This window comes from Burkholderia cepacia ATCC 25416, assembly GCF_001411495.1.
GTDB classification, from domain to species: Bacteria; Pseudomonadota; Gammaproteobacteria; order Burkholderiales; family Burkholderiaceae; genus Burkholderia; species Burkholderia cepacia.
The window spans coordinates 682,138-696,619 of the sequence record NZ_CP012981.1 but is presented as its reverse complement, the minus strand read 5'-3'; the positions used below and the strand labels follow the sequence as shown (position 1 = coordinate 696,619).

14 protein-coding genes are annotated in these 14,482 nt (G+C 67.1%); 7 read left to right on the top strand and 7 right to left on the bottom strand.

Going from position 1 to position 14,482, the window contains the following annotated elements; translation table 11 throughout:
• Positions 1 to 147: 147 nt before the first annotated feature.
• From rqpR to APZ15_RS03155, 7 genes are all read right to left on the bottom strand, one after another.
• Positions 148 to 804, bottom strand: a complete 657-nt coding sequence (rqpR, locus tag APZ15_RS03185; RefSeq protein ID WP_021157028.1) for a response regulator transcription factor RqpR — start codon at positions 802 to 804, stop codon at positions 148 to 150.
• Between the two features lie 7 nt (positions 805 to 811).
• Complete coding sequence (gene rqpS, locus APZ15_RS03180; protein ID WP_027788895.1) at positions 812 to 1,627, bottom strand: quorum system sensor histidine kinase RqpS; 816 nt, start codon at positions 1,625 to 1,627, stop codon at positions 812 to 814.
• 415 nt (positions 1,628 to 2,042) lie between these two features.
• Entirely contained in the window at positions 2,043 to 2,813 is a 771-nt protein-coding gene (locus APZ15_RS03175; RefSeq protein ID WP_027788896.1) for a ferredoxin--NADP reductase, read from the bottom strand.
• Positions 2,814 to 3,046: 233 nt separating this feature from the next.
• Positions 3,047 to 3,694, bottom strand: coding sequence for a LysE family translocator (locus APZ15_RS03170; protein WP_027788897.1), 648 nt, complete (start codon positions 3,692 to 3,694; stop codon positions 3,047 to 3,049).
• A gap of 151 nt (positions 3,695 to 3,845) precedes the next feature.
• Positions 3,846 to 4,661 (bottom strand): endonuclease/exonuclease/phosphatase family protein, encoded by an 816-nt coding sequence (locus APZ15_RS03165; RefSeq protein ID WP_021163082.1) that lies wholly within the window; start codon positions 4,659 to 4,661, stop codon positions 3,846 to 3,848.
• A gap of 5 nt (positions 4,662 to 4,666) precedes the next feature.
• Entirely contained in the window at positions 4,667 to 5,155 is a 489-nt protein-coding gene (locus APZ15_RS03160; RefSeq protein WP_027788898.1) for a hypothetical protein, read from the bottom strand.
• A gap of 146 nt (positions 5,156 to 5,301) precedes the next feature.
• Entirely contained in the window at positions 5,302 to 6,021 is a 720-nt protein-coding gene (locus tag APZ15_RS03155; protein WP_027788899.1) for a nitroreductase, read from the bottom strand.
• A gap of 229 nt (positions 6,022 to 6,250) precedes the next feature.
• On the opposite strand from APZ15_RS03155, the gene APZ15_RS03150 reads away from it, so the two are divergent.
• From APZ15_RS03150 to APZ15_RS03120, 7 genes are all read left to right on the top strand, one after another.
• On the top strand, positions 6,251 to 7,231 hold the full coding sequence (locus APZ15_RS03150) for an AAA family ATPase (RefSeq protein WP_027788900.1): 981 nt from the start codon (positions 6,251 to 6,253) through the stop codon (positions 7,229 to 7,231).
• A gap of 156 nt (positions 7,232 to 7,387) precedes the next feature.
• Entirely contained in the window at positions 7,388 to 8,497 is a 1,110-nt protein-coding gene (locus tag APZ15_RS03145) for an NAD(P)/FAD-dependent oxidoreductase (RefSeq protein ID WP_027788901.1), read from the top strand.
• Between the two features lie 183 nt (positions 8,498 to 8,680).
• Positions 8,681 to 8,992 (top strand): high-potential iron-sulfur protein, encoded by a 312-nt coding sequence (locus APZ15_RS03140; protein ID WP_021163765.1) that lies wholly within the window; start codon positions 8,681 to 8,683, stop codon positions 8,990 to 8,992.
• Positions 8,993 to 9,183: 191 nt separating this feature from the next.
• A complete protein-coding gene (locus APZ15_RS03135; RefSeq protein WP_021163766.1) occupies positions 9,184 to 10,491 on the top strand; it encodes an MFS transporter in 1,308 nt (435 codons plus the stop codon).
• 319 nt (positions 10,492 to 10,810) lie between these two features.
• Positions 10,811 to 12,439, top strand: coding sequence for an ABC transporter substrate-binding protein (locus tag APZ15_RS03130; protein WP_027788902.1), 1,629 nt, complete (start codon positions 10,811 to 10,813; stop codon positions 12,437 to 12,439).
• A 110-nt stretch (positions 12,440 to 12,549) separates the two neighbouring features.
• Complete coding sequence (locus APZ15_RS03125) at positions 12,550 to 13,560, top strand: ABC transporter permease subunit (protein ID WP_011353491.1); 1,011 nt, start codon at positions 12,550 to 12,552, stop codon at positions 13,558 to 13,560.
• Positions 13,561 to 13,564: 4 nt separating this feature from the next.
• Positions 13,565 to 14,482, top strand: coding sequence for an ABC transporter permease subunit (locus APZ15_RS03120; protein ID WP_027788903.1), 918 nt, complete (start codon positions 13,565 to 13,567; stop codon positions 14,480 to 14,482).

The window sequence follows — 14,482 nt, the reverse complement described above, 5'->3', positions numbered from 1 at the left end:
CGCTGCGGCGCAGCGGTGTGCCGCGAAATAGTCCGATAAAACAAGCGCTTGCGCGCCAAATGGCGGGGCGGCGGGCAGCACTCGGCGGCGGCGCGGCATGCGCCGCGTCGCCGGGTCGGGTCAGGTGAGTCGGGCCGGGCGGGGAAATCAGGCGCCGGCCGTGGGCGCCATGTCGACGAGCTGGTTGCTCATCACGTAGAACGTGAGTTCCGCGTTGTTCGACAGCCGCATCTTCTCGAGCAGCCGCGACCGGTACACGCTCACCGTCTTCACGGACAGCGACAGCGTGTTCGCGATGTCGGTGAGCCGCTTGCCCGACGCGAGCATGCAGAGCGTCTGGTATTCGCGGTCGGACAGCTTCTCGTGCGGCAGCGGCTCGTTCTCGAACGACACGTATTCGGCGAGCGCCTCGGCCATCGCGGGGCTCACGTACTTGCGGCCGGCCGCGACCTGCTGGATCGCGCCGATCATCTGCGCGGCGTTGACCGTCTTCGACAGGTAGCCGGCGGCACCGGCCTTCAGCGCGCGTACCGCGTACTGATCCTCGCGGTACATCGAGAACATCAGCACCGGCGTGCGCGGCAGCTTGCGCTTGAGGCGCTTGAGCACTTCGATGCCGTTCGTGTCCGGCAGCGAGATGTCGAGCAGGATCGCGTCGAATTCCTGTTTGTCGACGGCGGCCATGGCGTCGCCGCCGTTCTCGGCCTCGGTGACGTCGCGCGCGACGCCACGGTCGATCAGCAACTGGCGGATCCCTTGCCGGACGATCGCGTGATCGTCCACGAGCAGGATGTTCAGGCTCATGACGACCTCACGAAAGCGACGCGCGGCGGGCCGTGACGGGCACCGCGAGCAGCGAATCCCAGGCGAAGCGCGCGGTGACGCGCGTGCCGTGGCCGGCTTCCGGCGTGGCCGTCTCGAAGCTGCCGCCGAACGCCTCGCAGCGGGCGCGCATGCCGGCGAGACCGTAGCCGCTGCGGCGGCCGTGGGCGAAACCGGTACCATCGTCGGAGACAATCAGTGACAGATGCGTGCCGTCGGTGACGATCCGCACGTCGACCGACGTCGCGCGGGCGTGCTTCGCGACGTTCGACAACGCTTCCTGCGCGACGCGGAACACCGCGAGTGCGCCGGCACCGGCGACCTGCGTCAGGCGCGCATCGGCCGCGCATACGAAGCTGGTGCGCAGGCCCGTGCGTGCCGCATGGGTGTCGACCCACGACGACAACGCGCCGACCACGCCCGCGTCGAGCGCCGGCGTGTCGCGCTCGTCGATCAGCCGGCGATTCGCGTCGGTTGCGGCGTCGAGCGCCTGCTGCGCCAGCTCCAGCGCGCGCAGGCAACCGTCCGGCGCGTCGGCCGGCAGCCACGTTTGAACGTTTGCGAGCGCGAAACGCGCGGCGGTGAGTTCGGCGCCGAGCCCGTCATGCAACTCGCCGGCCAGGTGGCGGCGAGCGGCTTCGTCGGCGGCGAGCAATTGGGCAGACAGCGCTGCGATCCGCGCGGCGGAGGCGCCGCGTTTCGGCGCGGCGTCGGTAATGGGCGGAGTCGCGGCGCAGCCCGGCACGAGCTGTTGCGACGGGAACGGGGCGTGGGCGCCCAAAGGCGCGTTAAGCGACGTATCCATGACTCTCCCTGCTGTCAGAAAGCGGTTCAGACACCGGCTGGCTGCGTGGATCGGCTGCCGTTTCGAAGACGGTCGCCGCCAGAGAATCGCCCCCTGCCGAGGTAACAAAAGTTACGTCTTGTAACACTTGCATCCGACCCTTCCACTCTCATCCGAACGGCAACCACGCGCGGCGAATAATATCTCAAAATTTCCGAAAAGGTCATGTCGGGCGGACATTTAAGGGTAAATGTGAATAATCGGAATGAACGTGTTGTAGGAAAAACACTGACACCCGAGCACCGGACGATGACGTATCCAAATGTAACTATTTGAGATGGGATGATCCCAATTTGTTACGAATTCGCCAAGTAGGGACGAAAAAAAACCGGAGCTTTCGCTCCGGTTCTTGATGACGCGCAAATCTGGGGATCGATCAGTCCACGAATGCGCGTTCGATCACGTAGTGGCCCGGCGCGCTGTTCTTGCCTTCGACGAGGCCGGCCTGCTTCAGCAGGTCGGTCGTGTCCTTCAGCATCGCGGTGCTGCCGCACAGCATCACGCGGTCGTTTTCCGGGGAGAACGGCGGGACGTCGAGATCCGTGAACAGCTTGCCCGTCGCGATCAGGTCGGTGATCCGGCCTTCGTTGTCGAACGCTTCGCGCGTGACCGTCGGGTAGTAGACGAGCTTTTCCTTGATGATGTCGCCGAGGTACTCGTGGCCCGGCAGGTCGTGCTTGATGTAGTCCATGTACGCGAGCTCGCCCTTCAGGCGGCACGTGTGCGTCAGGATCACCTTGTCGAAGCGTTCGTAGATGTCCGGGTCGCGGATGATCGACATGAACGGCGCGAGGCCCGTGCCCGTCGACAGCATCCACAGCGTCTTGCCCGGCAGCAGGTTGTCGGCAACCAGCGTGCCCGTCGGCTTCTTGCCGATCAGCACCGTGTCGCCCACCTTCAGGTGCTGCAGGCGCGACGTCAGCGGGCCGTTCTGCACCTTGATGCTGAAGAATTCGAGATGCTCTTCGTAGTTCGGGCTGACGATCGAGTAGGCGCGCGCGAGCGGCTTGCCGTCGACTTCGAGGCCGACCATCGTGAATTCGCCGTTGTTGAAGCGCAGGCTCGCCTCACGGGTGCAGGTGAAGCTGAACAGCGTGTCGGTCCAGTGATGGACGGATTGGACGGTGGCGGTGTCGTATTTGCTCATGGCTTTGAAAACGGACGCGCGTAGCGAACGCGAGTAACGGGCCCAAAAACGGGCAAAAAACCGAGTGCGACGGCCCGATCGAGGATCGGCCGGCCGGCGCGTCGGACACGCGCCTTCTCGATGACAGACGATTGAGGAACTCGTTATTTTACCCTGTTGGCGCGGATCGCGGGCTTGACCCCCGCGGCTGCGCGGATTTGGCGCAACGAATTATTTCAATCTGCTTTCAGTTTTCAGCGCTCGGCCGCGAGTTTCGCGCCGAGGCCGACGAGCGCCACGCCGCACAGCGCGTCGAGCGGGCGCCGCACGCGCCGGTAGCCGCGCTGCGCGCGCGGGCTTGCGAACAGGTACGCGACGCACGAATACCAGCCGGCCGACAGCGCGCCGATCGTCACCAGCACCGCGCCGTTGAACCACAGCGGCACGTGCGCGGGCAGCATCGCGGCGAACACGCTGGTCCAGAACGCGCACGATTTCGGGTTCGTCAGGCACGTGAACAGGCCGCTGCGATACGCGCGCAGGTAGTCGCGCGCGTGCGGCGCGGCCAGCGGCGCGCGTTCGTCGGGCGCGTCGGCCGATGCCGCGTCGCGGCGCACGCCCGAGCGCAGCAGCTTGAAGCCGAAATACACGAGGTACACGGCACCGCCGATCCGGATCGCCTCGTACAGCCATTCGACCTGGTGCAGCACGGCCGCGAGGCCGAGCATCGCGAGCGAGGCCCAGGCGACCGACGCGGTGCCGACGCCGAGCGCCGACGCGGCGCCGAGGCTGCGCCGCCCCGCGAGCGACAGTTGCGAAATCATGAAGAAATTCGGGCCGGGGGTGATCGCGGCGACGAGATAGACGGCGGCGATTTGCAGCAGGATCGGCAGGTAGTTCATGGCGGCGCGGCCCGGCGGCGGGTGCGGGAGGAACGGGCAAGCCGTTAATGTAGCGCGCGCCGCGCGGCCGCGCTTTGGCCGGGGGCGACCGGAGGCGTGATCGACTCGCGGTCGCGGTCGCTGTTGCGAGCGTTTTGCAGCCGTTTAGCCGTTATTGCGGATCGAGGCGCAGGCGCGCGATGTACGGCAGGTGGTCCGACAGCCACGCGGCCTCGCCGGACGGCGCGCGCCATTCGAGCGGCGTCAGCCCGCGCACGAACATCTTGTCGAGCGCGAGCGCCGGCGAGAACGCGGGGAACGTGCGGCCCGATTCGCCGAGCAGCGTCGCGACCTCGGACAACCCGATCTCGCCGAACAGCGCGACCGAATCGTTGCGCCAGTCGTTGAAGTCGCCGGCCAGCATCAGCGGGCCGTCGCCCGCGTTGCGCACGATCCAGTGCGCGATCCAGTGCATCTGGCGCAGCCGCGCGGCGCGCGTGAGCGCGAGGTGCGCGCACAGCAGCGTGACCGGTCGCGCGCCCGCGAGCGTCGCCCGTGCGACCAGCAGCCCGCGCCGCTCGAAGCGGTGCGCGGAGATGTCCCAGCGGCCGCCGAGGTCGAGCGGATGCGGCGACAGGATCGCGTTGCCGTGCCGCCACGACGGCTTGAACACGTTCGGCCCGAGCGCGATCTGCCAGTCGAGCGCCTGCGCGATCTCGGTGGCCTGGCAGTGCCACACGTCGTCGACCGCGTCGTCCATCGGCGCACCGAAGCCGGGGGCGAGCATCGGGCGCGGCATGCGGCGCGCCATCGCTTCCTGCAGGAAATACACGTCGGCGTGCGTCGACTGCATCCAGTTGCGCATCGCGTTCCACGCGGTGAAGCCGAGCGGCGAGCGGCCCTTGTGCAGGTTCCAGCTCACCGCGGTGATTTCGTCGGGCGCGGCGTGCGGTTCGGCGAACGGCAGGGAGAGAGCGTCGGCGGACATGACGCTCAATCCTTCGCGACGTGCGCGCGCACGCGGTACACGAGGTGCGGACGCTGTTCGACGAGCGTCCAGTCGGTCCACGCGTCGGCGCCGACCGTCAGGCCGGGGTGGCTCGCGACGATTTGCCGCGGCGACGCGGGTACGCACGGATCGCTGCGCGTCGCGTTTTCGTCGTCGAGCGTTTCCTGCACGTCGAGCGCGAGCGACACGGTGTTCGCGCCGGCATCGACGGTGAGCGGCGCGACCGTCACCGAGCGCGAGCGCTCGGTCGGCACGACGCGCGCGGCATTGCCGCAGCCGACCGGCACGGCGGACGGATAGCGATGGGTGTCGGTGCGGGTCTGACCCACGGTGGTGCGCTGCTGGAACGTGTCGATGGTCTGACCGTCGCGTACCACCTGGATCTCCCACGCGACGGAGGCCGGCGCGGGGCTCTGCGCATGGGCGGCGAGCACGATGCTCGCGAGCAGGACGGCCAGGCCGTGTTTCAGCATGAAACGTCTCCGGGAACGCGCGATAGCGGGGAACGGACGCACATCTTACGCCCGATCGATTTTGGTCGTGATGTGACAGGACGCGTCGCGACAGGTTCGCCGCACGATGCGGTCCTGTTCGAAAGGTAGGGCCGCGTCATGCGTTTTCAACCGAAAAAACGCGCGAACTCCGCGACGCTCGCGCGCTCGGTGACGAGGCGGTTCTCGATCGCGTCGGGGTCCGCATGGCCGAGCGACATGCCGCAGACCAACTGTTCGTTGGCGGGAATGCCGAGGTGTTCGGTGATGATCCGGTGAAACGGCACGAACGCGGCCTGCGGGCAGGTATCGAGCCCGCGTGCGCGTGCGGCCGTCATCACGCCTTGCAGGAACATCCCGCAGTCGAGCCATGCACCGTGGGTCATCACGCGGTCGAGTGTGAAGAACAGCGCGACCGGCGCATCGAAGAAGCGGAAGTTGCGCGCGTGCTGCGCATGCATGCGCGCCTTCTCGTCGCGGCCGATGTTCAACAGGCCGTACAGGTCCCAGCCGACCTTGCGGCGCCGGTCGATATACGGCGACACCCACTCGCGCGGGTAGTAGTCGTACTCGGCGACGTATTTCTCGTCGCGCGCGGGATCGTCGTGGGCCGCGGTGAGCGCGGCGGCGAGCGCGTCGCGCGTGGCGCCCGTCGCGACGTACACGCGCCACGGCTGGATGTTGGTGCCCGACGGCGCGCGGCTCGCGGCTTCGAGGATCGCCTCGAGCGTGTCGCGCGGCACGGGCGTCGGCAGGAACGCGCGGATCGCACGGCGCGACGTGAGCGCCGCGTCGACGGCGCCGGTCGCATCGGCATCGACGCGCGGGAAAGCAGTGGGGACGGACATCGGCATACCTTCGGGGCGAGATCCGACGCGCCGCGCGGGCGCCGTCGGCCGGGCCGGTGCGGCGGGTGGGTGAACCGACGATCATACGCCGCGGTGCGCCGGCGTGCAGCGCGCGCGGGTGTTAGCAGCACACGCGCGTGGCTGCTTGCTTGCGCGGGGATGCGGGATCGCTACACTGAAATCGTAAGGGTCTGATGATCGTGTGACAGCAAGCGGCAGCGAGGTTGGTATGACGACGGCGATGGTGAAACAGGAACTGGCGGTGGCGTCCTTCAGCACGGTGTACGACCTCGAGCAGGTCGAGACGGCGCTGAGCGACCTGAACGAGAGCGCGAGCGACGCACTGCGCGCCACCTACGAGAAGATGCTCAAGACGGGCAATCTGCGCTTTTGCGTGAAGCCGAACCGGATGCCGTCGTTCGACGCGCTCGGCGAGGCATTGCCCAATTTCGCCGAGCCGCTCGACGACGTGCGCAAGCAGATCGCGCTGTGCCTCGAAACGGACGACCGGCTCGAACTGATGCCGATCCTGCTGCTCGGGCCCCCGGGCATCGGCAAGACGCATTTCGCGAAGGCGCTCGCGCAGCTGCTCGGCACCGCGTACCACTACGTGCCGATGAGTTCGCTGACGGCCGGCTGGATCCTGTCGGGGGCGTCGTCGCAATGGAAGAACGCGAAGCCCGGCAAGGTGTTCGATGCGCTCGTGAACGGCAGCTACGCGAACCCGGTGATCGCGGTCGACGAGATCGACAAGGCCGGCAGCGATGCGCAATACGATCCGCTCGGCGCGCTGTACGCGTTGCTCGAGCACGACACCGCGCGCGCGTTCATCGACGAATTCGCGGAAGTGCCGATCGATGCGGGCAACGTGATCTGGATCGCGACCGCGAACGATGCGCAAGCGATCCCGGAGCCGCTGCTCAACCGGATGAACGTGTACGAGATCGAGCCGCCCGATGCGGCCGGCGCGCGCCGGATCGCGCAGACGATCTACGACGAGATCCGCACGTCGCATGCGTGGGGGCGGCGCTTCCCGGATACCCTGGGCGACGACGCGCTCGACGTGCTGGCCGCGACACCGCCGCGCACGATGCGCCGCGCGCTGCTGCACGCATTCGGCGCCGCCCGGCTCGACGGGCGCGACGCGATCGGGCCGCGCGACATCCGGGCCGACGAGGGCGCCGCGAAGCGCCGGCCGATCGGCTTCTGAACCGGCGGCGCGTGCCCGGCGGCGGCACGCGCGCCGTGCCGTGCCGTGCGGCGTGCACCGTGTCGTCGCGACGCGGCGCGCGACCTTCGGCAAGCGGGAGAACCGGGACGTACAATTCTCTTCTCTCCCCTCGACGCGCTAACGGCGCGAAACGTCATGGAGCAGATGGATTGTGTCGTGATCGGCGCGGGCGTCGTCGGTCTTGCGATTGCGCGCGAACTGGCCGCGCGCGGGCGTGAAACGCTCGTGCTCGAGGCCGCCGATGCGATCGGCACGGGTACGAGCTCGCGCAACAGCGAAGTGATCCATGCGGGGCTCTACTATCCGCGCGGGTCGCTGAAGGCGACGTCGTGCGTGCACGGGCGCGACCTGCTGTACGAATTCTGCGAGACGCATCACGTGCCGCACCGGCGCGCCGGCAAGCTGCTCGTCGCCACGAGCGCCGCGCAGGTGAAGCAGTTGAAGGCGATCGCCGCGCGCGCGGCCGAAAACGGCGTGCTCGACCTGATGCCGCTCACGCGTGCCGAGGCGCAGACGCTCGAGCCCGCGCTCGAATGCGTCGAGGCGCTGTTCTCGCCGTCCACCGGCATCGTCGACAGCCACCAGCTGATGCTCGCGCTGCTCGGCGACGCCGAGCGCGACGGCGCCGTGTGCGCGCTGAAATCCCCGGTCGAATCGATCGACGTGCTGCGCGGCGGGCGCTTCGTCGTGCGCACGGGCGGCGACGCGCCCGCCGAGATCGAGGCCGCGTGCGTGATCAACAGCGCGGGCCTCGGCGCGCAGGCGCTGGCGCGCCGCACGCGCGGCCTCGACCCGCGCTGGGTGCCGCCGCTCTATCTCGCGCGCGGCAATTACTTCAGCCTGTCGGGCCGCGCGCCGTTCTCGCACCTGATCTACCCGATGCCCGATCGCGCGGGGCTCGGCGTGCACCTGACGCTCGATCTCGGCGGGCAGGCGCGCTTCGGCCCGGATGTCGAGTGGTGCGATTCGCTGCGCTACGAAGTCGATCCGGCGCGTGCGACCGCGTTTTACGCGTCGATCCGCGCGTTCTGGCCGGGCTTGCCCGACGATGCGCTGCAGCCGGCGTACGCGGGCATCCGGCCGAAGCTCGCGGGGCCGGGCGAGCCGCCGGCCGATTTCATCGTGCAGGGCGCCGCGCAGCATGGCGTGCGCGGGCTCGTGAACCTGTTCGGCATCGAGTCGCCGGGGCTCACCGCGTCGCTCGCGCTCGCGCAGCGCGTGGGCGACATGGCGGCTTACCGCTGATGTGGCGGGCGTGTAGCGGGCATGTCGCGTGTGCGTGTCGGCCAGGTTGCGGGCACATGGCAGCCTTGTGAAATTCCTTATCTCTGGAATTTCGGCGCGCACATTTATTCGCTTGAGCGTTATTCTGTCGAACGGCTGTCGCCAGAACAGCTTTCAAACCGATAACGTTGGAGCGAGTCCCCCATGAAAACATCCCGTCGGAGTTTCCTGATTACGAGCATTGGTGCCGTGTCCGCGCTGGCGCTGTCGCGCGAAGCGCTGGCCGATGCGCCGATGCTGTCGGAAACCGATCCGACCGCCGTGGCGCTCGGCTACAAGGCCGATGCCACGAAGGTCGACAAGACGAAGTACCCGAAATACGCAGCGGGCCAGGATTGCGCGGCCTGCATGCTGTACCAGGGCAAGAAGGGCTCGGCCTCGGGCCCGTGCGGCGCCTTCCCCGGCAAGCAGGTGTCGGCGAAGGGCTGGTGCAGCGCCTTCTCGAAGATGGGTTGAGGCCCGTGCGGCATCGTGCGATGCCGCATTGTGGCGAAAACCGCAAAACGCCCGCCGTCGAACGATGGCGGGCGTTTTTTATTGCTTGAAAACGGTTCCGTCGCTTTCTACACTCGCTGCAAACCAGCGCGCCGCGGGCACCCCGCGCGCCGCGCCGCCCGACACGGCGTACTGACGAGGACGAGGCACGCATGGCGACGATTGCGAATTCAACGAAAACGATCCGGCCCGAGCGTGCGCTGAACCGCCGCGCGGTGTTCGCCGCCGTGATCGGCAACGCGCTCGAGTGGTACGACTTCACGGTGTTCGGCTTCATGACGGTCGTGATCGCCGAGCTGTTCTTCCCGACCTCCAGCGAATATTCGTCGCTGCTGCTGACAACGGCGACGTTCGGCGTCGCGTTCTTCATGCGCCCGATCGGCGGCATCGTGTTCGGGCTGTACGCGGATCGCGCCGGCCGCAAGGCCGCGCTGTCCCTCGTGATCCTGTTGATGACGGGCGGCATCTTCCTGCTCGCGGTCGCGCCGCCCTATGCGGCGATCGGCATCGGCGGGCCGATCCTGATCGTGCTGGGCCGCCTGCTGCAGGGCTTCTCCGCGGGCGGCGAATTCGGCAGCGCGACGGCGCTGCTGATCGAGGCCGCGCCGTTCTCGAAACGCGGCTTCTACGGCAGCTGGCAGATGGCGAGCCAGGCGGCCGCGCTGCTGATCGGCGCGCTCGTCGGCGCGGCCGTCACGCGCGGGCTGTCGCACGATGCACTGCGCAGCTGGGGCTGGCGCGTGCCGTTCATCCTCGGGCTCGTGATCGGCCCGATCGGCTTCTACATCCGCCGCCATCTCGCCGATTCCGAAGCGTTCCTGCATGCGCAGCAGAACGCGCGCCGCGCGACGCTCGGCGAAGTGTTCACGCGCCACCCGCGCGAGGTGCTGTGCGGGCTCGGCTCGGTGATCGCGCTGACGGTGACGATCTACGTGCTGATCAGCTATCTGCCGACCTTCGCGGTGAAGCAGCTGAAGCTGCCCTACGCGGAATCGTTCTACGCGGTGATCGCCGGCAACCTGCTGCTGATGGTGCTGTCGCCGGTCGCGGGCGCGTGGTCGGACCGCATCGGCCGCAAGGGGCTGTCGCTGTGGTCGCTGGTGCTGACGCTCGCGCTGATGTATCCGCTGTTCGCGTGGCTCGACGCGGCGCCGAGCATCGCGCGGCTGATCGCGGTGCAGGTCGTGCTGTCGATCACGCTCGCGGGCTACTACGGGCCGTTCGGCGCGATGATCGCCGAACTGTTCCCGGCCAACGTGCGCTCGACCGGGCTGTCGATCGCGTACAACGTCGCGGTGATGCTGTTCGGCGGTTTCGGGCAGTTCATCGTCACGTGGCTGATCAAGGTCACGGGCACGCCGCTCGCGCCGACTTACTACGTGATGGCGGGGATCGCGCTGTCGATCGTCGCGGTCGCGTTCGTGCCCGCGCGCAGCGCCGATCTCGACGCACCCGCATGACGACATGACGATTTGAAGACGGTCATCGGATCGTTTCGCAAAACGCAACGATGTGCTGCGGAACACGCGGAAACGGCGTATCGAGCCTTCGTGTTCGCGCCCGAATTGTTTAGTTGCCGAACGAAACTTGCGCGAGATGAACGAAATTGTCGCTCGCGCGCGTTTTCGCATTTTTTACCCACACTAAACATCGGCACAAACCCGCGCGGTCATGTAGAAGAGTTTTTTCTCCAGCTTGTTGCCACATCGTTAGCTCAAGTAATATCCGCGTACGCCGGCCCCTGGCGGGCCGGTTCCGACCTGGAGACCTGGAGGAAACATGGAATACAACCGTCTGTTGCACACCCTGCGTGTTACCGCCATTGCAGGCGTGGCAGCGGCATCGCTCGGCGTCGCGGGTTCTGCATTCGCACAGATTCCGAACAAAACGCTCGTCTACTGCTCAGAAGGCAGCCCGGCGGGTTTCGATTCCGCGCAATTTACGACCGGCGTCGATTTCACCGCCGCCACGTTCACCGTCTACAACCGCCTCGTCGAATTCGAGCGCGGCGGCACGAAGGTCGAGCCGGGCCTCGCCGAGAAATGGGACGTATCGCCCGACGGCAAGGTGTACACGTTCCACCTGCGCCACGGCGTGAAGTTCCACACGACCGACTTCTTCAAGCCGACGCGCGAATTCAACGCGGACGACGTGCTGTTCACGTTCCAGCGCATGCTCGACCCGAACCAGGCGTTCCGCAAGGCGTACCCGGTGTCGTTCCCGTACTTCACCGACATGGGCCTCGACAAGCTGATCACGAAGGTCGAGAAGGTCGATCCGTACACCGTGAAGTTCACGCTGGCCGAGCCGAATGCGCCGTTCATCCAGAACATGGCGATGGAATTCGCGTCGATCCTGTCGGCCGAATACGGCGACCAGCTGATGAAGGCCGGCAAGGCCGCCGACATCAACCAGAAGCCGGTCGGCACGGGCCCGTTCATCTTCCGCAGCTACACGAAGGATGCGACGATCCGGTTCGACGGCAATCCTGATTACTGGAAGAAGGGCGAAGTGAAGATCTCGAAGCTGATCTTCTCGATCACGCCCGACCCGGGCGTGCGCGTGCAGAAGATCAAGCGCAACGAATGCCAGGTGATGAGCTATCCGCGTCCGGCCGACATCGCGACGCTGAAGGCCGATGCGGGTGTCGACATGCCGTCGCAGGCAGGCTTCAACCTCGGTTACCTCGCGTACAACGTCGAGCACAAGCCGGTCGACAAGCTCGAGGTGCGTCAGGCGCTCGACATGGCGATCAACAAGAAGGCGATCCTCGAATCCGTCTACCAGGGTGCCGGCCAAGCGGCTTCCGCGCCGATGCCGCCGACCCAATGGTCGTACGACAAGAACCTGAAGATGGCCGCGTACGACACCGCGAAGGCGAAGGCGCTGCTGGCGAAGGCCGGCTATGCGAACGGCTTCGAGATCACGCTGTGGGCGATGCCCGTGCAGCGCGCGTACAACCCGAACGCCCGCCTGATGGCGGAGATGATCCAGGCCGACTGGGCGAAGATCGGCGTGAAGGCGAAGATCGTCACGTACGAGTGGGGCGAGTACATCAAGCGCGCGCACTCGGGCGAGCAGGACACGATGCTGATCGGCTGGACGGGCGACAACGGCGACCCGGACAACTGGCTCGGCACGCTGCTCGGCTGCGAAGCGATCAAGGGCAACAACTTCTCGCACTGGTGCTACAAGCCGTTCGACGAGCTGGTCCAGAAGGGCCGCACGACGACGGGCCAGGACGCGCGGACGAAGCTCTACACGCAGGCCCAGCAGATCTTCGCGCAACAGCTCCCGTTCTCGCCGATCGCGAACTCGACGGTCTACCAGCCGGTGCGCAAGAACGTGGTCGACATGCGTATCGAGCCGCTCGGCTACGCCCGTTTCGACGGTGTTGGCGTGAAGTAATACGCCTGTCGTAAGCTGTCGCGAAGACCGGCTAATTCATCCGGCGGCGGGAGGCCAAAAGCTTCCCGTCGCCGGTCGCACATTTCCCACAAGAAAATACGAGACGCATCATGTTCACATTCGTGTTGCGCCGCGTGGGGATGGTGATCCCGACCTTCATCGGCATCACCATCCTGGCGTTTGCGCTGATTCACCTGATACCGGGCGACCCCATCGAAGTGATGATGGGCGAGCGCGGCGTCGATCCCGCGATGCATGCGGAGGCGATGAAACGCCTCGGGCTCGACCAGCCGCTGCCCATGCAGTACCTCCACTACATCGGCCGGGCGCTGCATGGCGACCTCGGCACGTCGATCATCACCAACACGAGCGTCGCGGGCGAGTTCTTCGCGCGCTTCCCGGCGACCGTCGAACTGTCGCTGTGCGCGCTCGTGTTCGCGCTCGCGGTCGGCCTGCCGGCCGGCGTGATCGCCGCGCTGCGGCGCGGCTCGGTCGTCGATCACGGCGTGATGGGCACCGCGCTCACCGGCTACTCGATGCCGATCTTCTGGTGGGGGCTGATCCTCATCATGGTGTTTTCGTCATACCTCGGCTGGACGCCCGTGTCGGGGCGCATCGCCGTCGAATACGACTTCCCCCATCCGACGGGCTTCATGCTGATCGACGCGCTGCTCGCGCCGGACGAAGGCTCGTTCAAGTCGGCGGTCAGCCACCTGATCCTGCCCGCGATCGTGCTCGGCACGATCCCGCTCGCGGTGATCGCACGGATGACGCGCTCGTCGATGCTCGAAGTGCTGCGCGAGGACTACATCCGCACCGCACGCGCGAAGGGGCTGTCGCCCGCGCGCGTGGTCGTCGTGCATGCGCTGCGCAATGCGCTGATCCCGGTCGTCACCGTGATCGGCCTGCAGATCGGCACGCTGCTCGCGGGCGCCGTGCTGACCGAGACGCTCTTTTCGTGGCCCGGTGTCGGCAAGTGGCTGATCGATGCGATCGGCCGTCGCGACTATCCGGTCGTCCAGGGCGGCATCCTGCTGATCGCGACGCTCGTGATCGTCGTGAACCTGGTCGTCGACCTGCTGTACGGCGTGCTGAATCCGCGCATCCGCCACACGAGGTAATTCCATGAGCAATCTGCAAAACACCTTGCCGAGCGAATCCGCGCCGGCCGGCGGCCGTGCGCTCGCGCTGCGCGAGTTCTGGGCCAACTTCTCGCGCAACCGCGGCGCCGTCGGCGCCGGGATCGTCGTGATCGTGCTGATCCTGGTCGCGCTGCTCGCACCGGTGCTCGCGCCGCACAGCCCGGTCGAGCAATACCGCGACTACGTGAAGATTCCGCCCGCATGGCTCGCGGGCGGCAACTGGCAATTCATCCTCGGCACCGACGAAGCGGGCCGCGACATCCTGTCGCGCCTGATGTTCGGCGCACGGATGTCGTTCTGGATCGGCTTCGTGTCGGTCGTGCTCGCGCTGATCCCCGGCATCGTGCTCGGGCTCGTCGCCGCGTTCTTCCAGAAGTGGGCCGACACGCCCGTGATGCGCATCATGGACGTGCTGCTCGCGCTGCCGTCGCTGCTGCTCGCGGTCGCGGTCGTCGCGATCATCGGCCCGGGCCTCACCAACACGATGTTCGCGATCGCGATCGTCGCGCTGCCGGCCTATGTGCGTCTCACGCGTGCGTCGGCGCTCGGCGAACTGCAGAAGGAGTACGTGACGGCGTCGCGCGTGGCCGGTGCCGGCACGCTGCGCCTGATGTTCTCGCAGGTGCTGCCCAACTGCACGGCGCCGCTGATCGTGCAGGCGACGCTCGGCTTCTCGTCGGCGATCCTCGACGCGGCCGCGCTCGGCTTCCTCGGCCTCGGCGTGCAGCCGCCGACCGCCGAGTGGGGCGCGATGCTCGCGTCCGCGCGCGACTACATCGACAACGCATGGTGGATCGTGACGATGCCCGGCCTGTCGATCCTGATTTCGGTGCTCGCGATCAACCTGCTCGGCGACGGGCTGCGCGACGCGCTCGATCCCAAACTGAAGCGGATGGCATGA